This is a genomic window from Winogradskyella sp. 3972H.M.0a.05 (assembly GCF_040493455.1).
Taxonomy (GTDB): Bacteria; Bacteroidota; Bacteroidia; order Flavobacteriales; family Flavobacteriaceae; genus Microcosmobacter.
This window is the reverse complement of the sequence record NZ_JANFDA010000006.1, coordinates 173,775-193,999: the sequence shown is the minus strand read 5'-3', so window position 1 is coordinate 193,999 and position 20,225 is coordinate 173,775. Positions and strand designations below refer to the sequence as shown.

Here is a 20,225-nt window from a genome sequence, read left to right as displayed (position 1 = left end):
CTAGTGCTGTTTTAATTACATCTCGACAACGTTTGAGGAAACTAGGCAAGTTATTCATTGGGCTAAACAAGCACTTCAGTATTAAAAATCACCTCACTAGCTAAGGTTTTGTGAACAGGGCATCTAGAAGCGATTTCTTTAAGTCTTTGCTTCTGTGCCTCATCTAGATTACCTACAAACTTCAACTTTTTGTTGATATGATCTAAGTAAGTTGGCTTGTCTAACTCTATGTTCAAGTCATCACTATGCTTTCTAGAATGGGTAATGTATACAAAGACTTCTTGCAAATCCCATTGTTTTCTATTGGCATACATTTTTAGAGTCATAGCTGTACATGCAGCCAAACCAGCATTGAGGTATTCGTATGGAGAAGGACCAAAGTCATCGCCACCAATAGACGCAGGTTCATCAGCTACGATACTATGATTCTTGGTTTGGATATAGGTTGTAAAATTATCTTCAACTAAGTTGAGGTGACCTACTAACTGTTCACCTTCAGTATCCAAAATTCTATTGTCTTTCCTTGGAAAATAACGTTTCACCCAAGTGCCTATAACATCTCCAACATAAAGACTGTCTTCAGTTTTGCTCAATAAGTGATCGGCATTATCGAGAGTAACAAAACTTTTAGGATGATGCGCATTATGATACAATTGTTGCGCGTTTTCTATACCAACTATAGTATCAAAAGGCGAATGCATAATAAGAAGTGGCTTCCTTAGTTGTTTTACAATTGTTGGTAAATCGGTATTATCAAAATCATTCACAAAATCGGAATCAATCACAAATGGTCTTCCACCTATATTGACTTCAATTTCGCCTTTATCTTGCACCTCTTCAATAGCATGAGAGAATAAGTGTTTTACATGGCCAACAGTTGCAGGAGCGCCTACAGTAGCTACAGCTTTTACATCATCTAGTTTTGATGCTGCAACTAGTACTGCAGCACCACCCAACGAATGCCCCACGAGTAATGAAGGCGCATCGTAGTGTTCCTTCATATAGCTATGTACAGCTATTAAATCATCTACATTGGCTGAAAAATGGCTGTCTGCAAATTCCCCTTCGCTTCTTCCTAAGCCTGTAAAATCGAAACGCAATACACCAAAACCATGATTGGTCAATGATCTGCTAATATTTTTTACGGCACCAAGCGTGCTGCTACACGTAAAGCAGTGTGCAAAAATGGCGTAGTAATTTGGTTTCTGGTTGGCAGGAAGCTCTAAATAAGCGTTAAGGTTTATGCCTTTATGATTTGGTATGTTTAGTCTAGTACTTTTCATGATTCTACTTACACTGTTTTGTATAAAATGTTATTCTCATCGACATGTTTGTCGTAAGTATTTAACAGAAACTTCAGTTTTGGATTAATAAATTTTTCGCAAAACGGTTTCTCGGGATTCTTCCTGTAATAATTTTGAATGGCTTCGCGCGATGCTTTAAAAGTTTCAAAGGGTAAAACTTTGGTTATCAATTGATGTTCAAATTCATCTTGAAGCCTATCAATAATTTGCTTGCACGTTGTGTTTTGTGTTGCTGAATAGGTATAGATAGCTGAACGATATTTGTCTCGCATAGAATGGTCACTAGTACCCTTATGGGTATGCAAGTGAATTTCTATCAGTATTTCTAACGAAATCATTTCAGGATTAAAGTGAACAATAACCGCTTCAGAAAAACTTTCAAAATCACCACTAGATGCTACATAGCCTTGGTCAACTTTTTCTACACCAAGCAACGCCTGAAACACAGCTTCGGTACACCAATGACAACCACCTCCTAATGCAATTTTTTCTAACATAACGTATTTATGAACTACAGGATAGCATGGAACAGCCTACTTTGTGTCGAGCCCATTCGGGACGTTTAGCAAACCACTTTTCGTATTCAGGTTGTTCATCATAAGGGTTTTTGAGCATATTGAATAGCTCGTCAATGAGTTTATAATCACCTTTGTCAGCATCATCTATTGCCAATTGCGCCATATAATTTCTCAACACATATTTTGGGTTTACAGAATTCATTTTAGCTTGTCGTTCGTCATCAGATAAAGATTCTTTTTGAAGACGTTCTGTATAACTTTCAAGCCAAAGAGTCCATTGTTGCCTCAGACTATCTGAAATCTCGGTTGGATTGTAGAACGCATCATGAACCAATTTCAAGCCATTTTCAGAATTATCTTTTTTCAATCTGCTAAGGTTTCTAAAGAAAATAGTCATATCAGTTTCTGAAGCTAATAGTAAATCTTCGAGAGCAGCGATAAGCTTTTTATCATCTTTATCCGTATCGATTAAACCTAACTTGGAACGCATCATTTCCAAAGACTTGACTTCAAAATTTGACTTATAAGAATTTAAAATAGTCTCCAGAGGTTCAGTCGCTTCAATTAATGGATATAAGGCATTTGCCAATTGGTATAAATTCCATAATCCTATGTTAGGCTGATTACCATAACGATAGCGCTTATGTTGCTTGTCTGTGGTATTTGGTGTCCAACCAAAATCGAAACCTTCCAGCCATCCATAAGGACCGTAATCTATAGTTAATCCTAGGATGGACATATTATCGGTATTCATGACGCCATGTACAAAACCTACACGCTGCCAATGAATAATCATGTCTAAGGTTCTATCTGTGACTTTCTGAAAGAACTTTAAGTATACCTCTTTTGAAGGTTCACCAAGATGCGAAAAGAAATGTTTGATAGTGTAATCCACTAGGACTTTTAAATTCTTGTGGTCTTGTCTAGCTGCAAAAATTTCGTAATTGCCAAATCTCAAAAAACTTGGTGCTACTCGACAAACGACAGCGCCTTTTTCGTAAGCAGCATTACCATTGTACAGCATGTCTCGCAACACTTGATCTCCGGTTAACATTAAAGATAAGGCTCTAGTTGTTGGTACACCGAGATGATACATGGCTTCACTACACAGGTATTCTCTTATGGACGATCGCAATACAGCCAATCCGTCCGCGGTTCTGGAATATGGTGTTTCTCCTGCGCCTTTGAGCTGTAGCGCCCAACGATTATTATCATGAACAACTTCGCCAAGATTAATTGCACGACCATCTCCAAGCTGACCTGCCCAATGTCCAAATTGATGACCTCCATAACACATCGCATAAGGATTGGAGTCTTCCATGACTTCATTCCCAGAAAAGATATCCAAAAAAGCTTTAGAGTCTAAATCTTTGGATTTTATTCCAAGAGCTTTAGCCATTTCTTGTGATGCATGTATGTATTGAGTAGCAGAAGGTTTTCTTGGCTTTACATAAGAGAAGCATGCTTCAAAAACCTGTCGTCTAGTATTCTCCATGACAGGATCTGCAGGTAATTCTATATTGAACGTATCGTCTAGATTTAGTTTCATAGTAATTTATCAATCCACTTTTGTAAATCCTTATCAGATGGATTTCTTAGCTTCTTTGTTCCGATGGTTATTGTAGGGAAATTAAGTTTCCTATTCTCGTATAAGTTACGCAATTCTTCTGCATAATCTGTATTGGCTTCAACATCTAGGAACTCGTAATCTAGATTACGAGTTCCTAAGAATGTTTTGTAGTATTGAGTTTTATGACAGCGATCTACGCCATAGAGTTTTATTACTGCACTCATGATTTGGTAATCTCCTTCAAAAATGCAATAGCTGCATCTGGATTTAGATGAAAATCACTGAATACAACCTTATCATTTCTATCAATGAATATAAACCAAGGCGTGCCTCCAGTTTGGTAACTGGTCATTATGTTGGAACGCGATTTACCATCGTCGCCAGCATCGTGCCCAAAAGGGATTTTAAGTTCATATTGCTCTTGGGTTTTGATGATCTTCTCATAAGTGTTGGACTCAAAACCTTCAAAAACTGTTTGAATAGCTAAAAACACAATATCCTCGTTTCCTTCTAGTGCATCGACCATTTTCTTTAAGTCTGGTAAGCCCTTGCTATGACAACCTGGGCACCAGCTTTGAAAACAATAGACAATCTTAAACTTCCCTTTAAAGTCTGAAAGCTTAATTGGACTTGTCTTTTGCCCATTAGCATCAATCCATTGGTCTACATTAAATTTGGGAGCATGAAACACTTGTGCTTGCTCTGTATGATTTGACATGTTACTTGTCCTTTCTTTTTTAGTTTGAATTATTTCAACTTATCCGCTTGAAGCTTTCGAAGTTTAGTCAATTTAGGCGTAATTACAAAGCTACAATAGCCTTGAGACTGATTGTTTCTGTAATAATCTTGATGATAATCTTCTGCTTCATAGAATATATCTAGCGGGCTTATTTCCGTTACCACTGGATTATCATAATAAGGCGTAATCTCTTTAACGACGACTTCTGCAATCTCTTTTTGTATATCATCATGATAATAGATTACGGAACGATATTGCGTGCCAACATCTGCACCTTGGCGATTTAAGGTTGTGGGATCGTGAGTCGTCATAAAAATCACCAAAATGTCTTCATACGAAATCACATTCGCATCAAAAGTCACTTGGACGACTTCAGCATGACCTGTCAATCCAGAACATACCTCACGATAAGTAGGTTTCCCTGGAGCATTTCCTCCAGAATATCCTGAAACTACTTTTTCTACACCATTTACTTCTTGGAAAACAGCTTCGGTACACCAAAAACAGCCACCTCCAAACGTTGCTGTTTGTATGTTTTTAGTTGTCATGTGTGGCCTCCTTTTCTAACTGCATAGATTCAGAATTAATGCAATAGCGCAATCCACTTGGTTCAGGGCCATCTGGGAATACATGCCCTAAGTGCGCATCACAAGTGTTGCACATAACTTCAACTCTAACCATACCATAAGACGTATCTCTTTCGTACTTTATGGCATTATCTTTAATGGGCTGTGTAAAACTTGGCCATCCTGTACCAGAACTAAACTTTATGGTAGAGTCGAACAAAGGTGTATCACAACAAATACAATTGTACTTGCCTTCGTCATAGATACTACACAAGGCGCCACTATGTGGAGCTTCGGTTCCTTTTAGCCTAGCAATTCTGAATTGTTCTGGAGTTAACTGAGCTTTCCATTCGGCTTCAGTCTTCTCGACACGTCTGTCTGGAATTGGGTTTCCATTAACGGAAAAGTTAATGACGTCTTTCCATGTAAGCATACTATTGGTTCCTTTCTTTTTTAGTTAATATGATATGCTTTTTACAACTTATACATAGTCGAAAAACAGCCAATTTCCTTACAGATTTGGCTGGTCATTACAAGATGTAATTTTTGCTATAATTTACGACAAAAAAGTGCGTTATCTATACTTGAATTTTTGGTAAATTAAAGTTTAGTATTTTTACTTGATAAATCCTTTAGACTTATGAGCTCACTAATTGAAAAAGCTGAAAAGTATGTTGTTAATTACTTGAATGAGAATCTCGAGAATACTTTCGTGTTTCATAATCTGGCACATACCAAAGGTGTTGTTGAGAAAACCCAAGAGCTTATAGAAGGTGAAGCAATAGCTGAAGATGAAGCACACCAATTGCTTCTAGCAGCATGGTTTCATGACACAGGGTATACAAAAGTGCTTAAGGGACATGAAGCACAGAGTGCTTTAATTGCACGCAACTTTTTACAAAATGAAAGTGTTTCAGAAAAAGATATTGTAGCTATTGAAGCCATTATTTTGGCTACAGAAATGGAGTATGAGCCTAAGAATATTCTAGAGAAAATCATTAGAGATGCGGATTGTGCTCATATAGGGAGTAAAAATTATGCAGATTATAAAGCACTGCTAAGAAAAGAGTGGGAGCTAACACAGCAAAAAGTAATGACTGAGAGTGAATGGTTAGAGATGAATATCGATTTCTTATCTAATCATCATCGATTTTATACAGACCATGCATCATCGAATTGGGAAAAGGCTAAAGGCAAAAACCTTGCGCAGTTACTAAAATCTCAAAAGAAACTTAAGCAAGAAAGCACAAAGCTAAAACATAAGAAGGAGGAACTTGCTTTTAAGAAAAGTAAAGTAGTACTGCCAGAACGTGGTATTGAAACCATGTTCAGAGTGGCATTAAGAAACCATATCACTTTGAGTGATATTGCCGATACGAAAGCGAACATCTTACTGTCTGTAAATGCGATTATTATTTCATTAGTATTGTCTAATTTGGTGTCTAAACTCGATAATCCATCTAACGATTATCTTATCTGGCCAACGGTTATTTTTGCAGGGTTTACTGTGGCTTCAATCGTATTATCTGTTATGGCTACAAGACCAAATGTTACTAAAGGAAAGTTTACTAAGGAAGATGTAGCCAATAAAAAAGTGAATCTTATTTTCTTCGGGAATTTCCACAAGATGAGCCTGTCCGAGTTTGAATGGGCTATGAACGAAATGATGCAAGATCGCGATTATCTGTATGGATCTTTATCCAAAGACCTTTACTTCCTAGGCCTTGTACTCAATAGGAAATACAATCTTCTTAGAACAACATACACAGTCTTTATGATTGGTATTGTAGTTAGTGTTATAGCCTTTGCTGTGGCATTCTATCTTCAGAGTGGAGGAGAAGATCCTAGAGCTGCGTTGAGCATGTTATATTAATTAGTCTTGTCTATTTTGTCTTGATGCAAAATGATCCAAAAAATCAAAAAAAGAATTAAACGCTATTTAGGTTCTAAAGACATGACGTAAGCATGACTTTCCTTGAGATATTCTGCAAGTAAGTCAGTGTCGCCAAATAAGTTTTCGGGGATTTTTACATAGCCTCGCATAATAGCACCATAAGATTTTAAATCTGTAGTATTCAAAGTCTCGATGAGTTCCTTTTTGCGTTGTTCAGAAAATCGAAACCCAAATTCTCCAGCTTTATTTATTAATGAAAACATGTAGCCATTGTCCGAAGTATAGAGCATGTTCTTGCCTTTCAGCTCTATGTCAGGACATTTATCAATAACAGCTTTGTAAATGGGTAAATTTTCGTCGCGCATATAATGGTTAATGACTTGTCATTTCGACTCCGCTCAATGTCCAGTCGAAAAAACATTTGGTTTATTCTACAAAATAAGAAATTACTTTAATTCCTCCATTAACTCATCAATGGTGATTGAAGATTTTTCATTGAAATCCTCTTGATAGATAACTTCAACACGCAACGCTTTAAGCCCAGAAACACCTTGCAAATCTTCTAATTCTAACTCTTCTAATTTGCCTAGTTGACCTTTAGACTGAAGATATTTGATGTACTTTCTATACTCACGCGCATCTTTAGTTTGTGAGTATACAATCGCAATTTTTCCAGGTGTTGTTAAGCGCTCATTAGTCCCTTTGATATGTGCTTTGTCGATACGCTTTTTTATAATCTCATAACGAATGTTGTAAGCACCATCTACATCAAATTGCTTTTCATCCATTCTGAATTTGATAGCCATAGGATTGCTATGCACCAAAATCAAAGACGCAACTTGTAGGTCATGATCCATATCCTTTCTTGCGTTATACGCTACTTGCTCCATCTCATAGAGGTTTTGCAATTGCCATAAACGAAGGTTGTAGAGATATAGTTCATCAAAGGTTTTATGCTTCACTAAAGATTGCCCTATATACATGTTGTACTCCACACCATCGGTTTTGTAACGCTCAAAATAGTGCGGGAACATGCCTTGTGCTTCTTCTTGCTTCTTATCTATATATCTTGAAAGCTTATCGTTAAGAATCATAACGCTATCTTCATAGGCTTTACGCTTTTCGTAAACCACATGAAGATCTTTATCTAAGCGGTTCATATACACTTCGACAACCTTCTTAAGATCATCATTAATATCCTTAACATGATTGAAGACAGGATAGATATCCATCTTCAGGAAATCTAAGATACCAATCTCATCACCAGCTTTCAGACCTTTCTTTACTTCAGTAAGATAGCCTTCTACACGGAACATTAACTCTTTATAGATTGGTAAATTTTCACTTTTGCAGGCTTCATTCAATACATTGATAGCCAAAGTCAATTGTGTGGTTAAGTCTTCCTGTATAGCATGATTTCTTGCCAATGATGATCCTTTTATGTCTGACTGACCATACAATGGATAAACGTCATTAAAAACAATTTCATCAATCTTTGGATTATCCTCTTTGGCTTCTACCTCACCAAAATACTTTTCGGCTGCTTCATAGAAGCGCCACTTTACTGTTGGGTGAATAGATGTATAATGCTCCTGAATTGTTGCCTCTAAGATATTTCTATGTTCTTCCGAAGAACGTTCTACCGCAGCTTCAAAAGCAGGAATAATATCTCGTAATCGTTGCTGATTTACGGAATTCAGCTCAAATGGTCTTGGTGATGCAATTTCAAGAACAGCTAAGTCATTGTTAACATTAGCTTGAATTGGTAACAGAATGATGCTATTAATGCCTCGTTCTTTGAGACGCTTGAAGAACAGGTTTTTGTTTGAAAGCTCTCCGTATCGGTCAACATTAGAAATTGCGATAGGTTCTTTCTTGGTAAACACAGTATCAATAATGTGATCACAGAAAAAGCCACCACAGCTTTCTGAAGTCTCACCAGAGAGAATTAAGCTTTTAGACTTTTTGGCTTTAGTGCCACAAAGGCTATTGTTCTGAACATCAAATATGGAGAATCCCATCATCAAATCTTTGATATTGAAAAACTCTCTAAGATCATTCTGAAGATTATTGATAAGATCATCACCAGTCCTCAATAGATCAGTTCGCATAGACGATAACGTTTCGTCTGTAGTGACATCGAACATGTTCATAATGCCAAACCCCTTGAAGATATAGCTATTTGGAGGGAACTTTTCCTTCCAGATATCAATATTATCAAAACTGTCTAATAACAGCTTGTAGTCTTCGTCTGTAATCTCTGGTGCTGCATCTGTCTTTTCTATTTCAGCAAAATCTGCATTAAATGCCAATCGGTAATGGTGTAGAACACCTGTTTTTACATTTGGGATATCAATTAAAAATGGACGTTTCAAATCCATTGGTTTTTGATAGTAGAACCCAAGAATCATGGCACAGGCGTTGATATACATTTTGTCTTCCTCTAAGTTTCTTATCTGAAACTCATAATCATCACCTGCATTTTCAATAATAGTTTCTAATCGCTTAGAGAATTTAAATGATGTAAACGAAAATGGGATACTTGCCGCTTTAATCTCATTGAGTGTTAGGATTTCAGGGAAAAGCCCTTCTAACATCAAATCGATCTCAGCATTGTACTTTTCGAGTAACGAAAAATCATCAAACCCTTCGATGAGGTCTGTGTACTGACCTAAGTGATCTGTAATCTCTACGGCAGATTTATAGTAAGGATGATTCTCATCCTCAGTATATTTTTTATAAAATTCAAATACCTTTTTAAAGCTAATATATTGCTTGAAAGGTAGTTGTATGTCTTTATTTTTAGAATGAATTACCTTCATTTTTAAATCATTAGTCATTAGCAAAGGTACTAATTAAACATTTAGTCGGTATTTAGTAGACTAAATAACACCGAAAATGTTACCGGAAAAGGTGTTAAAATTTAAGGGATGAATAGTATAAAAAGACTTTAAAAACCTAAGTGTCCATAGGTCCAGTTGGAACCATCACTTATAAAGACAAGTGTCTTGGTTCGATCACCACCATCACCAGCAGTATCAGGCGTCATACTTACTGAGCCAAAAGGGCCGAGACTTATTCTGCTATCGCCTGGGAAGAACTCAACTCCAGCACCTGGGGTGGCATTACCTCCAAATGTATAAATAACAGCTGTTTGATTATCGGATACGTTTCGCATAATGTATATTCTACCAGGAACAGTAGTAGCATCTGGTAAAATAAACTCAACATTGCCAGCGGTAGGTGTAAGATTTAGATAAATACCATCATCTATAACTGTAGCAGAGCCTCCTGGACCACCATTATAGCCTACTACTTTAAGCGATAAGTTTCCATAAATGTCTAGTGTACTTTGAGGGTCTGTAGTGCCGATACCCACTTGACTATACACCGTGGTCGATAGGCAAAAACAGATTATTAATAATGAGGCTTTCATAGGCGAATTAGGATTTCTTTAAGCTTACAGCAAAGCCACCGCCTTCGGCAAGCTTTACTGTAAGCTGAGATGTGCTATTAATCGTTTGCTGTTCAATAACTATAGCTTCTGGATTGTCGTTCCAATGTGCATCGGGAGCATCTTTGTAAATCTTAGCATCGTAGTTTGTGTTCTCATCCAAAAAGCTAAAGTCTATAGTAATTTCTCTTGAGTTTTCGTCAGTAATCCCACCAATAAACCAATCACCTGTGTCACGTTCTTTACGAGCAATGGTAACATAGTCACCAACTTCCCCATTTAAGACTTTGGAGATTTCCCAATCTACACCAACATCTTTGATAAACTGAAGCGGTTCTGGTTTTGCTTCGTAATGTTCTACTAAATCAGCTGCCATTTGTATTGGACTATAAATCACAACATACAATGCCAACTGTTGCGCTAGGGTTGTGTTAACCTGATTTTCTTTTCTATACTCGTCAAATTTTATGTTGAAAATACCAGGTGTAAAATCAATGGGGCCAGCTAGCATTCTTGTAAATGCTACAATTGGTAAATGCTCTGGAGGGTTGCCACCATCACCTGCCCAGGCATTGAATTCTTGACCACGCAATCCTTCTCGAGAGATAATGTTTGGATATGTTCTTCTTAGTCCTGTGGCTTTAATCGGTTCGTGAGCATTCACTGCGACTTCATATGCTGCCGCTTTAATGGCTGCGTTGTTGTATTTGTTTACCATGTGTTGTCCATGATGATATTCACCTTTTGGGAGTATTTTTCCAACGTAACCAGACTTTACAGAATGCATGCCGTATTTCTGCATTAGGGCATAGGCAGTATCTTGTTGTTTTTCATAAGTGTCCGTTGCTGAGGACGTTTCATGATGCATGATGATTTCAACACCTTTGTCTTTAGCATATCTAGTAACTTCATCTAAATCATAATCTGGATAGGTAGTGACAAAATCGAAAACGCCTTCGCGATCTTCAAATCCAATCCATCGTTCCCAGCCAGTATTCCAACCTTCAACTAAAACACCTTTAATGTCATTTTTTGCTGAAAAGTCTATGAAGTTCTTAACGTTCTCGGTTGTTGCGCCATGTCGTCCATGGGCTTTTCCAGTATCTGTCCATTTGCCATCAACCATTTCCATACCGTAATCCCAAGAGGACTTGCCTAGATGCATTTCCCACCAAACACCTGTGTATTTCATAGGTGTAAACCAAGACACATCTCCAAGTTTGTTTGGTTCGTTGAGATTGACAATAAGATTTGATTCTATTAGTGCAGGCGCATTGTCTGTAATTTGAATGGTACGCCAAGGTGTATTGAAAGGTAAAGTGCGTTTTACCTTGTAATCTCTATTTTCTGAACCTACTAAGTTGCTTTTGAGGTTGAGGTTTTTAGTATCGACTAATAAGGTCATGCCAGAATAATCTACTAAGGCTGCTTCATGAAAGCTGAGATGTGTACCATCTTCACCAATCATAGTTACTGGAGTATTTACGGCATTTTCTGGAATGTAAGTTTGTGCCAAGTTGGTTTTTGGAATGTAAGATTTAGCGTCAATTTCAGATAGTTTGGTTGTGCTGTATAAATGCTCGTAAATGTCCCAATCACCAGGAATCCAAAATGTTTTATAGTCTTCTGTGAGGTTGAATTCGGTATGTTCTTCTTCAATCAGAGCTTCCGTCCAGCCATCTTGTTCTGGGAACTCGTAGCGAAAGCCAATACCGTCATCATAAACTCTGAAAGTGATATTCACTTTTCTTTGAGATTCTGAAGTTTCTTGGAGTTGTACTTTTAATTCATTGTAATGGTTTACAACATCTATCTGCTCTCCCCATGGCATTTGCCAAGTCTCATTAAATTCTGAAATGTTGGAATTGATAAGACTTAAATTTCCTTTTAAAGGGTCTGAATCCTTAAAATCAAAAGCTAGGTATGAAGTGTCAATCACTACCTTGCTTTGATGGCTCACAAGGTAATACGCTTCTCCATTGTTTGAAAGACCAAAGTCTATTTGAATACCCTTATTTGGAGATGATATAGAGGTGTGTTCTATCTCTTTTGAACAACTAGATAGTGCTAAAAAGCACATTAAAAAACCAAAAACTCTTAGCATAGCACTATTTTTTTTCGAGTAGTATAACGCCCTCATGATCTGCTTGGACATTTATTTTTCCATCTTTAACTGTATAAGATTGCCCTGAATAAAAATCAGTTATTTCTTCTCCTTCCTCAAATATATTTGATACATCTATGTTTTGCTCTTCTTCACCAAACCCTAAACCGATAACAACTTTATCTTTATAATCTTCATTTTGATAACTTCTACTAAACACATAAGGTTCTTGTGTCATCATTTGATGAGTTCCGGCACCTATTGCTGGGTGATTAGCTCTAAACTGACCTAATTTTTGCCAGTGGATTAAGACATCTTGCTTATGAGGCATTTCATCCCAATTCATAAATGAACGCAATGTTGCATCACCTTGGGTTCCTTCAATAACTAAAGATCTTGCAGATTCGTCACCATAATACACTTGTGATGTACCAGGAGATAATAATAGCTTGTTCGCCGTTTCATAAGGTTTTTCGCGCTTAGCATCAAAAGGTTGACCATCATCATGTGAACTTAGATAGTTGAGTACACCATAATCCTTCAGATCTGTTTGTAAAAGATTGGAATAGCGATTGAATATGTCTTGATAACCTTGCTCTTTGGAATTCCACTTGAATTCAAAATTGATGAGACTTTGAAAAGCATCATCGAAATAATTCACTTTCTTATCTCCAAAATCATAGAATTGACCTCCACTAACTCCATAGCCATAAACTTCGCCAACTAAGTAGAAGTTATTATCGTCAAGAACTTTGTCTGGATTATCTTTTTTATATTCTGCAAAGGCATAATCGCATTCATCTTTGAATTCCTGCCATACATATTCTTCTGTATGTTTAACGGTGTCTACGCGATAGCCATCGATGCCAAATTCTGTGATGTAATCGGTTAACCATTTCATGATATAGAATCGCGGTGCTCTAGGGTGACCAGTTCTTGTGAAAAACCCATCTAGTTCTTTTACTTCTTGCTCATAACGACCTTCTGCTTTCCATTTTTCGACTAGTTGAGGTGGTAATTCAACATTCTCGTTACTGTCGGTTAAGATATCTGGAAGGTTCTTTACCAATGTGCAGGAAATAGTATTGTCATAATTATTGTATTTGCATTGCGGTTCTGTTCTTACCCAGTCGTTTGGCCAAACAGGGTCTTTTTCGGTAACAGGGCCTGTATGATTAATTACAGCGTCTAAAAGCACTCTAATTCCTTTAGCATGGGCTGCTTCAACCAAAGCTTTTAAGTCTTCTTTTGTACCATAGTTAGGGTCTATTTTTGTCCAGTCCTTAGCCCAATAGCCATGAAACCCATAAGTAACACCTGTGCCTTCATCGGTGCCTCCATGAATTTGTTCTACTATTGGTGTCATCCAAATGGCATTGATACCCAAATTTGTAAAATAACCTTCGTTGATTTTTTGGGTAATTCCTTTGAGGTCTCCACCTTCAAAGCCTCTTAGTTTACCAGTTTCTTTGGTACGGTCAAAATTGACATCGTTTGACGTATCTCCATTATTAAAACGATCCGTTAATAGGAAATATAGATTAGCGGCTTCCCATACGAAAGGTGTTTCCACTTCAATAACTTCTGCGCTTTTCTTTGCTTCTGTGTTTTTGCAACTTATAAAAGCTATAAGGATAATTAGAATTGGCATTAACTTTTTCATGCTTAGTTGTCTTTAAGTTTAAGGATGAATGATTCGAGAGGATTGAGAGAGATGACCATAGTCACGTCTGAGCCATTCACGTTCAAGGATGTTTTATAGTTGTTATAAACTTGATCGCTAAACTCGTAGTCACCATCTGTTAAGCCCCAAGATGCTGAGATGTCTGAAGGAACTTTTAGGGTGAACTCTTTCGCGGTTTCTTCAAAATTAGCAACGACAATAAGCTTTTCTTCATCGCTCCATCTAGCAAAAGACAGAACTTTATCATCATAGTTCTCTGTATGTTCTCTATTGAACGCATGCAAATCTGCATACTTACCCATAAGCGCTTCACTATTGATTGTAAAGTTGAGTACACGTTTATAGAAATCTCTCAATTGCTTTTCTTCCTCTGTTGACTGGCCTCCATCGAATTCTCCATTGTTCATCCAACGTTGATGTGCAGGCACTCCAATGTAATCGAAGATGGATGTTCTTGTTGGTTTGCCATAACCTGCATCTTCTGAACCATCTTCTCCCAATTCTTGCCCAAAATAAATCATCGTTGGAGCTGTGGAAGCTGTGGCTGAAACTACCATCATTGGTTTTCCCTTTTCAGCACTTCCAGCAAAATCTGGACTAGCGATACGCTGTTCGTCGTGGTTTTCCAAGAAGTGCAACATGTGGTGCTCTATATCTTTTAAGCCTTCAAGAATGGGAGGGATATTGTCGGTTTTTCCGTATCCTTGAATCACATGCTTAAGTGTATCGTATAATTCAACTTTATCATAGAGGTAATCCATTTTTCCTTTGTGGATATAGTCTCTATACAAATGTGGTTGATAAACTTCTGCTAATAGGAAGGCATCAGGATTTTTCATTTTTACATGAGAGTTCATATAGCTCCAAAATTCCACAGGGACCATTTCAGCCATATCATATCTAAAACCGTCAACACCTTTATCGATCCAATACAGCGCTACATCTTTGAACTTTTTCCAAGAGCTTGGTACTGTTTTTCCTTGCCAAAACTCGTAGTGAGCTTTGTAAGCCTCTTTATCATAACCTTCTGGCAATGTGTCAAAGTTTTTGTTGCCTTCTGGGTCTATACCATAATTTACTTTCACGGTTTCGTACCAGTCGTACATATTTGGCTGAGATGCTCTAGACCCATTGCCTGTCCACTTCGCTGGGTTTTCTTCAAAAGCCATATCAACAGTAGCTTGTTGCTCTCCTCCAAGTGGTAAATATCCATCTCTCCATTCTGGAACTTTAAAAGCTTCGCCTGGATTGTAATAGAAATTATTATTGACGTTATACTGAACTGAAGTATCGTCTTCTGCACCAAAATCTGTAACACCGTCTGGATTGGTAAGTCCTTGATAGTTTCGTGCTACATGATTTGGAACAATATCGATAATAAGTTTAAGACCAGCATTATGTGTTCTTTCTATCAAAGCTTCGAATTCCTTTAATCTGTTGGCTGGGTCGACAGCTAGGTCTGGATTTACGTTGTAATAATCCTTAACGGCATAAGGCGAACCAGCTCGACCTTTTACTACATCTGCATCATCATTGGAGATGCCATAGTTGGTGTAATCTGTAATAACGTCGTGGTGTGGTACACCTGTATACCAAATATGAGTTACGCCAAGGTCTTTGATTTCTTTAAGGGCTTTGTCTGTAAAATCATTGAATTTTCCGACGCCATTTTCTTCAATGGTTCCCCATGGTTTATTGGTAGTGTTTGTATTTCCAAATAATCGTGTAAAGACCTGATAGACGACTTCTTTTTTCTTCATTTTTTTGGTAATCTCTTTTGCCTGTTCCTCTTGAGAACCGCTTTCTTTTGTGGTGTCCTCTTTACATCCAATGAAAGCAATTGTAAAAAGTGTGAGCAGTAAAATTTTTGCGTTTTTCATTAGAATTTATTTTTTGAACTTTATTCGTATTTCTTTTTCTTCTGAAGTATCCCAATCTATAGCAAGTGATAGGGTTTTGTATTTGGAATTGTACGAGCCATTGACTTTTTCTTTTCCAATCTTGATACGCTTTGGTTCTTTTGCGATATTGTGAAGTATCAAAGCGATGGTTTTTGTTTCTGGTTTAAAATTTGAACCTGTATCTGCTTCAAGTTCAATCTCTAGCCAACGTCCTTTTTGCTCAGCTTCAAATTCTAAAACCTGATATTGCTTTTTTTCTATTGCATTGGCTGTAAGTCCATCATCAAAATAGAATTCACGTTCAGATTTTTCGATTGAATCATCATGATAATAATGAAGCTGAAAAGCATTAGCATCGAACTCTCTTGTGTTTTGCATTGCTTTGGCTAGTGGAATAAAAGCACCTGCTCTAACGTAGGTTGGGATAAAGGCTTCATGAAGTTTCACTATCTTAGTTTGTCCACCTTCAATAAGTTCGTCTGTTTCAATATCGAACCATTTAGAGTCTCTTGGAAAATACACGTCTTGCTCTTTTTTACCTGCTTCTAAAACTGGAGAAACGAGCATATCATCTCCCCATAGATAGGTTTTGGAATAATCATATAGCTCAGGATTATCTGGCTCTTCAAAAAATAATGGTCGCATCATTGGCAAACCTTCAAGATGATTTATCGCCATTAAATGATAATTGTATGGCAACAATCTATATCGCATTTGGATTGCATATTTCGCAAATCGTTTCGCCTTTTCACTTCTGAATACAGGTTCGCTTGCAACATCTTCTTGTGCATGAGGCCTGAAGATAGGATTGAAGACACCATATTGCAACCATCGTGCATATAACTCGTCATCTAAGTTTGCTCCAGCAAACCCACCTAAATCACTATGCATATAGGCTAAACCTTGCATTCCCATTTGTAACGCGATTTCTGGTTGAGATTGTAAACCTCCCCAAGATCTGCTTACATCTCCAGACCATGGAATCATACCATAGCGCTGCGACCCTGAGTAGCCTGCACGCATTAAAATAAATGGTCTAGTGTCTGGGAAATCTCGTTGGTAACCTTCATAGACTAATCGTGCCCAATCGTGTCCGTAAGTGTTATGGACTTCATCTGCTGTACCTGTTGAAAAGTTCACCCAAGCAGGTAATACTTCTGGTTCTCCCAAATCTCCCCAAACACCAGCTACGCCTTTATCTGCTAGACCTTTATAGATGTTCCAAAACCATTGTTCTGCTTTTGGATTGTAAATGTCTATGATTCCTGTATTACCAAAGTAAAATTCATATTGAGCAGGTTTTCCTATAGTATCTTTTGCGAGAATATTTTTGTCTACTGCTTCTTGCCAACGGTTCGATGTGCTCAGAATAAACGGTTCTGTGATGGTGATGGTTTTTATGCCTTTATCATCTAAGCGTTTTACCATGCCTTCAAAATCAGGGAAAGAATCTCTATAGACTTCAAGATTACCCATAGTGCCTTTGATGTCTTTTCCAAACCAATACAAGTCTAAGATTATAGCATCTACAGGAATTTCTTCTTCTTTGAACTTGTCTATTGTGGCTTCAGTTTCTTGTTGTGTATGATACCCAAATCGACTGGAAAAATTACCTAAAGCCCATCTTGGTAACATAGGTTGTCTACCGGTTAATTTCGTGTAATTGGTTATGACCTGCTTCCATGAATCTCCTGCTATAACTTGATAGGTTTTTCGCCCTGAGATAGTTTCATAGGTTAGTGTGTTATTCTTGTTACTGTCTAAGTCTAAATAACCAATTGCAGCGTTATCAAAATGTACCATGTACTTTTTGGAGGATAATACAATTGGTAAGGTGAAATTCATTAGTTCTGAATGTGTTTCGTAACCATAATGAGCTCTATTGTAAAGCGGTAATCGGTTTCCTCTACGATTCATACCGAGTGCTCTGGCGCCACCTCCATAGAGTGCTTCGTCTGAATTTAAATTGAATTCTATTTTTTCGGTCGTGCCGTATACAATATTTCCGCTGACCATTTCCATAGGTTCGTGAGCAGATTTGTAATAACCTCGTTTTTCAGAAATAATAGGTTGTCCTTTAAAAGAATAACTAACCTTGAAAGGTGATGTGGTAATACTTACCAAAATACCATTACAACCATAATTGATGATATTGTCTTTATAGCTATACTTAACTTTTTTTATTCCAGATTTTCTATTGACTACAGCATGAGAATTAGGATTGTATGTTTCACCATTTGGAATAAAAGAAGCTTCCATAGTTGCATAGGAGAGCAGATCGAAAATATATGTGCCATCTGAAGTAATGACTTCTAGCTTTCCCTTTTCTTGTGTGTGTGATTGATAAACTCTATCTGGGTCTTGAGAAAATCCAAAAGCACAAATGGAAAAGGTCAGTATGTATAAAAACAGGTTCTTCATTAATTGCCTAATAAGAAAGTAAGTGGTTGGTCTAAACGTTGATTCCATGAGTTTTCTGAATGGTCCGTACCTTCAAAAAACAGGTTTTTGGAATTGGTTTTATTATATCCTTTTGATGCAAGTATTTCATTGACTCTTGGCGCATATTGCGGATAATGTGCATCGAGAGTCATGTTGCCATAGTCAAAGTATAAGCGATGCGATTCTGAGGCTGCCAAATTAGCTTTCATATATTCAAAAATAGCTTCGGGTAATGGGTTGTCTTCCATAACGTGTCCACCTACCCAATGTGTAGAAATACATGCAGCAGCTTCAAAAACATCTGGATATTCAGAAATGGCATACATAGACATGAGTCCACCCATGCTCGAACCTGCAACAAACGTGTTTTCTTTATTGGTGTGAACACTATACGTTGTATCAATAAATGGCTTTACGTCTTCAACAATGAATTTCAAATAATCATCACCTTTTAGTTCTACATTGGCATTGCGTTGTAGTGCATATTTGGTGAGCTTATCTTTTGCTTCATCGGATAGATAGCTCATAGCCTTTTGCGGGAATAAGTCTTGCCAACGGATTTCAGAAATATTATGAATCGCTACTACAATAAAGTCTTTAGTTTTTCTTTCTTTCATTAATCGTGAAGCCCACTCATCGACTTTCCATTCTTGACCGTTCCAAGTCGTGTTGGCATCAAAAAGCATTTGTCCGTCATGCATATAGAGGACTGCATATTTTTTGTCTTCGGAATAGTTTTCAGGAAGCCAAATATCGACAGGTCGAGGTGTTATATTTTGTGTAGGGAATTTATCCACTCGCATCAATGTTCCTCCTGCTAATGTTACATCAGTAACTTTTTTTGCCGTGACTTGAGTCTCCATTTGAAAATTTTCTGGAAGTGTTTTGTCGAATAACCAACAGATGACTTCTGGGAATTCACTTCGCCAAAAGCCTTCACTATGTGTTCCGCCTTCAACAATATTAGACTTTAGGTTTGAGGCCTTGAAACCGTTAGCTTTCATTACATCTACCATTCGTTCCATATCCTCAACCATATCACCACCTTCTTTTGTTCCGATTAAGAAAAACATCTTGTTGTCTTCTAATGCACTTCGGGACTTCGCATAATCAAATCCTTTTTCAGAAATCCAAAACGATGGCGAGAATACACCAACTTTACCAAATACATCAGGATGTCTTAAGCCTGCATAGTGTGAGATTAATCCACCCATGGAGCTTCCCATTATTCCTGTGTTTGCTTTATCTGTCTTGGTTCTGTAAGTGGAATCGATTCTTGGTTTTAAAGTGTTGACAATAAAATCTAGGTAAGCGTCTCCTTCGGGGTTTTCTATTCTAGGGTTGTCCCAAGGCGCATATTCATTCATACGATGTTCATCGCCATTATCAATTCCAACAACAATAAGTTCTAATCCGTTTAAAGTTTGAAGCTTATCAAGAACTTCGTCAACTTCCCATTCTCCAGCATAAGAGGTTGCAACGTCAAAGACGTTTTGCCCATCATGGATATAAAGTACTGGGTAGGACTCCTCTGAATTTTCATAATTCGGAGGTGTGTATATCCAGATTCTTCGCTCTCTATCTAGTTGAGGGATTTTCATTGCGTTATCCAAAACGGTTACATTTTTGGAAGCTGTAGAGTTTGCTGTTGGATTAACGTCTGGTTCAGCCCAGGATATTACTTTTATTTCGACTACATCATTTGCCTTGTTGAATGTGTAAAATCGATTTTCAATATTACTGCCTTTTGCATCCCGCTCTACATAATCCCATGAACCTAAAGTGAACTTGTATTGAATATCTTTTTGATGTGCAGGGATTGTAATGGTATGTCTGTCGTCTTCTTTATCTAGTTTGAACTGTTCTCTACCACCAGACCAGCCTTCAAAATTTCCAGAGATGTAAACATCTTTATCAGTTGGTGTATCATTGGGTACTTCAACAATAAAGGTTACGCTTTCATTTTCTGAATTAGTGTCCTTACAAGAGATAACTAGTAATAGCGATATTATGAAAATGATGTACTTCATGTTATATATGTCAATCTTG

16 protein-coding genes are annotated in these 20,225 nt (G+C 37.4%); 1 reads left to right on the top strand and 15 read right to left on the bottom strand.

Annotated features, from left to right (window positions below):
• Positions 1-62: 62 nt before the first annotated feature.
• Genes NCE97_RS13090 through msrB form a run of 7 tightly spaced genes read right to left on the bottom strand, consistent with a single transcriptional unit; the run spans position 63 to position 5,130 of the window.
• Positions 63-1,283 carry a bifunctional alpha/beta hydrolase/OsmC family protein gene (locus NCE97_RS13090; RefSeq protein ID WP_353779726.1) on the bottom strand — a complete coding sequence of 407 codons (1,221 nt, stop codon included), beginning with the start codon at positions 1,281-1,283 and terminating at the stop codon, positions 63-65.
• A gap of 8 nt (positions 1,284-1,291) precedes the next feature.
• Positions 1,292-1,801 carry a peptide-methionine (S)-S-oxide reductase gene (locus tag NCE97_RS13085; protein ID WP_353779725.1) on the bottom strand — a complete coding sequence of 170 codons (510 nt, stop codon included), beginning with the start codon at positions 1,799-1,801 and terminating at the stop codon, positions 1,292-1,294.
• Positions 1,802-1,808: 7 nt separating this feature from the next.
• Positions 1,809-3,371, bottom strand: coding sequence for a protein adenylyltransferase SelO (locus NCE97_RS13080; protein WP_353779724.1), 1,563 nt, complete (start codon positions 3,369-3,371; stop codon positions 1,809-1,811).
• On the bottom strand, positions 3,368-3,616 hold the full coding sequence (locus tag NCE97_RS13075; RefSeq protein ID WP_353779723.1) for a glutaredoxin family protein: 249 nt from the start codon (positions 3,614-3,616) through the stop codon (positions 3,368-3,370). The genes NCE97_RS13080 and NCE97_RS13075 overlap by 4 nt, the downstream gene beginning before the upstream one ends.
• Entirely contained in the window at positions 3,613-4,110 is a 498-nt protein-coding gene (locus tag NCE97_RS13070) for a peroxiredoxin family protein (protein WP_353779722.1), read from the bottom strand. The genes NCE97_RS13075 and NCE97_RS13070 overlap by 4 nt, the downstream gene beginning before the upstream one ends.
• 29 nt (positions 4,111-4,139) lie before the next feature.
• Entirely contained in the window at positions 4,140-4,679 is a 540-nt protein-coding gene (gene msrA / locus NCE97_RS13065) for a peptide-methionine (S)-S-oxide reductase MsrA (protein WP_353779721.1), read from the bottom strand.
• Positions 4,669-5,130, bottom strand: coding sequence for a peptide-methionine (R)-S-oxide reductase MsrB (msrB, locus tag NCE97_RS13060; protein ID WP_353779720.1), 462 nt, complete (start codon positions 5,128-5,130; stop codon positions 4,669-4,671). The genes msrA and msrB overlap by 11 nt, the downstream gene beginning before the upstream one ends.
• A gap of 207 nt (positions 5,131-5,337) precedes the next feature.
• On the opposite strand from msrB, the gene NCE97_RS13055 reads away from it, so the two are divergent.
• Positions 5,338-6,570, top strand: a complete 1,233-nt coding sequence (locus tag NCE97_RS13055) for a Pycsar system effector family protein (protein ID WP_353779719.1) — start codon at positions 5,338-5,340, stop codon at positions 6,568-6,570.
• Positions 6,571-6,632: 62 nt separating this feature from the next.
• Here the strand turns inward: NCE97_RS13055 and NCE97_RS13050 are convergent, their stop codons facing one another.
• From NCE97_RS13050 to NCE97_RS13015, 8 genes are all read right to left on the bottom strand, one after another.
• Positions 6,633-6,956, bottom strand: coding sequence for a hypothetical protein (locus tag NCE97_RS13050; protein ID WP_353779718.1), 324 nt, complete (start codon positions 6,954-6,956; stop codon positions 6,633-6,635).
• 81 nt (positions 6,957-7,037) lie between these two features.
• Positions 7,038-9,413, bottom strand: a complete 2,376-nt coding sequence (locus NCE97_RS13045; RefSeq protein WP_353779717.1) for a GAF domain-containing protein — start codon at positions 9,411-9,413, stop codon at positions 7,038-7,040.
• Positions 9,414-9,541: 128 nt separating this feature from the next.
• Positions 9,542-10,027: a hypothetical protein gene (locus NCE97_RS13040; protein ID WP_353779716.1), complete on the bottom strand. Its 486-nt coding sequence runs from the start codon at positions 10,025-10,027 to the stop codon at positions 9,542-9,544.
• A 7-nt stretch (positions 10,028-10,034) separates the two neighbouring features.
• Entirely contained in the window at positions 10,035-12,149 is a 2,115-nt protein-coding gene (locus NCE97_RS13035) for a glycoside hydrolase family 97 protein (protein WP_353779715.1), read from the bottom strand.
• A 4-nt stretch (positions 12,150-12,153) separates the two neighbouring features.
• Positions 12,154-13,812 (bottom strand): alpha-amylase family glycosyl hydrolase, encoded by a 1,659-nt coding sequence (locus NCE97_RS13030; RefSeq protein WP_353779714.1) that lies wholly within the window; start codon positions 13,810-13,812, stop codon positions 12,154-12,156.
• Positions 13,813-13,814: 2 nt separating this feature from the next.
• Positions 13,815-15,713 (bottom strand): alpha-amylase family glycosyl hydrolase, encoded by a 1,899-nt coding sequence (locus NCE97_RS13025; RefSeq protein ID WP_353779713.1) that lies wholly within the window; start codon positions 15,711-15,713, stop codon positions 13,815-13,817.
• A 6-nt stretch (positions 15,714-15,719) separates the two neighbouring features.
• Positions 15,720-18,155 (bottom strand): TIM-barrel domain-containing protein, encoded by a 2,436-nt coding sequence (locus NCE97_RS13020; RefSeq protein ID WP_353779712.1) that lies wholly within the window; start codon positions 18,153-18,155, stop codon positions 15,720-15,722.
• Entirely contained in the window at positions 18,155-20,206 is a 2,052-nt protein-coding gene (locus NCE97_RS13015) for an alpha/beta hydrolase-fold protein (protein ID WP_353779711.1), read from the bottom strand. Before NCE97_RS13015 ends, NCE97_RS13020 begins: the two co-directional genes overlap by 1 nt.
• Between the last annotated feature and the right edge of the window lie 19 nt (positions 20,207-20,225).

Excerpts from the sequence above, each read along its gene's own strand:
- NCE97_RS13015 (WP_353779711.1), bottom strand. The coding sequence starts at position 20,206 with ATGAAGTACATCATTTTCATAATATCGCTATTACTAGTTATCTCTTGT.
- NCE97_RS13020 (WP_353779712.1), bottom strand. The coding sequence starts at position 18,155 with ATGAAGAACCTGTTTTTATACATACTGACCTTTTCCATTTGTGCTTTT.
- NCE97_RS13055 (WP_353779719.1), top strand. The coding sequence starts at position 5,338 with ATGAGCTCACTAATTGAAAAAGCTGAAAAGTATGTTGTTAATTACTTG.
- NCE97_RS13050 (WP_353779718.1), bottom strand. The coding sequence starts at position 6,956 with ATGCGCGACGAAAATTTACCCATTTACAAAGCTGTTATTGATAAATGT.
- NCE97_RS13035 (WP_353779715.1), bottom strand. The coding sequence starts at position 12,149 with ATGCTAAGAGTTTTTGGTTTTTTAATGTGCTTTTTAGCACTATCTAGT.
- NCE97_RS13070 (WP_353779722.1), bottom strand. The coding sequence starts at position 4,110 with ATGTCAAATCATACAGAGCAAGCACAAGTGTTTCATGCTCCCAAATTT.
- NCE97_RS13075 (WP_353779723.1), bottom strand. The coding sequence starts at position 3,616 with ATGAGTGCAGTAATAAAACTCTATGGCGTAGATCGCTGTCATAAAACT.
- NCE97_RS13090 (WP_353779726.1), bottom strand. The coding sequence starts at position 1,283 with ATGAAAAGTACTAGACTAAACATACCAAATCATAAAGGCATAAACCTT.
- msrA (WP_353779721.1), bottom strand. The coding sequence starts at position 4,679 with ATGACAACTAAAAACATACAAACAGCAACGTTTGGAGGTGGCTGTTTT.
- NCE97_RS13045 (WP_353779717.1), bottom strand. The coding sequence starts at position 9,413 with ATGAAGGTAATTCATTCTAAAAATAAAGACATACAACTACCTTTCAAG.
- msrB (WP_353779720.1), bottom strand. The coding sequence starts at position 5,130 with ATGCTTACATGGAAAGACGTCATTAACTTTTCCGTTAATGGAAACCCA.
- NCE97_RS13025 (WP_353779713.1), bottom strand. The coding sequence starts at position 15,713 with ATGAAAAACGCAAAAATTTTACTGCTCACACTTTTTACAATTGCTTTC.
- NCE97_RS13030 (WP_353779714.1), bottom strand. The coding sequence starts at position 13,812 with ATGAAAAAGTTAATGCCAATTCTAATTATCCTTATAGCTTTTATAAGT.
- NCE97_RS13040 (WP_353779716.1), bottom strand. The coding sequence starts at position 10,027 with ATGAAAGCCTCATTATTAATAATCTGTTTTTGCCTATCGACCACGGTG.
- NCE97_RS13085 (WP_353779725.1), bottom strand. The coding sequence starts at position 1,801 with ATGTTAGAAAAAATTGCATTAGGAGGTGGTTGTCATTGGTGTACCGAA.
- NCE97_RS13080 (WP_353779724.1), bottom strand. The coding sequence starts at position 3,371 with ATGAAACTAAATCTAGACGATACGTTCAATATAGAATTACCTGCAGAT.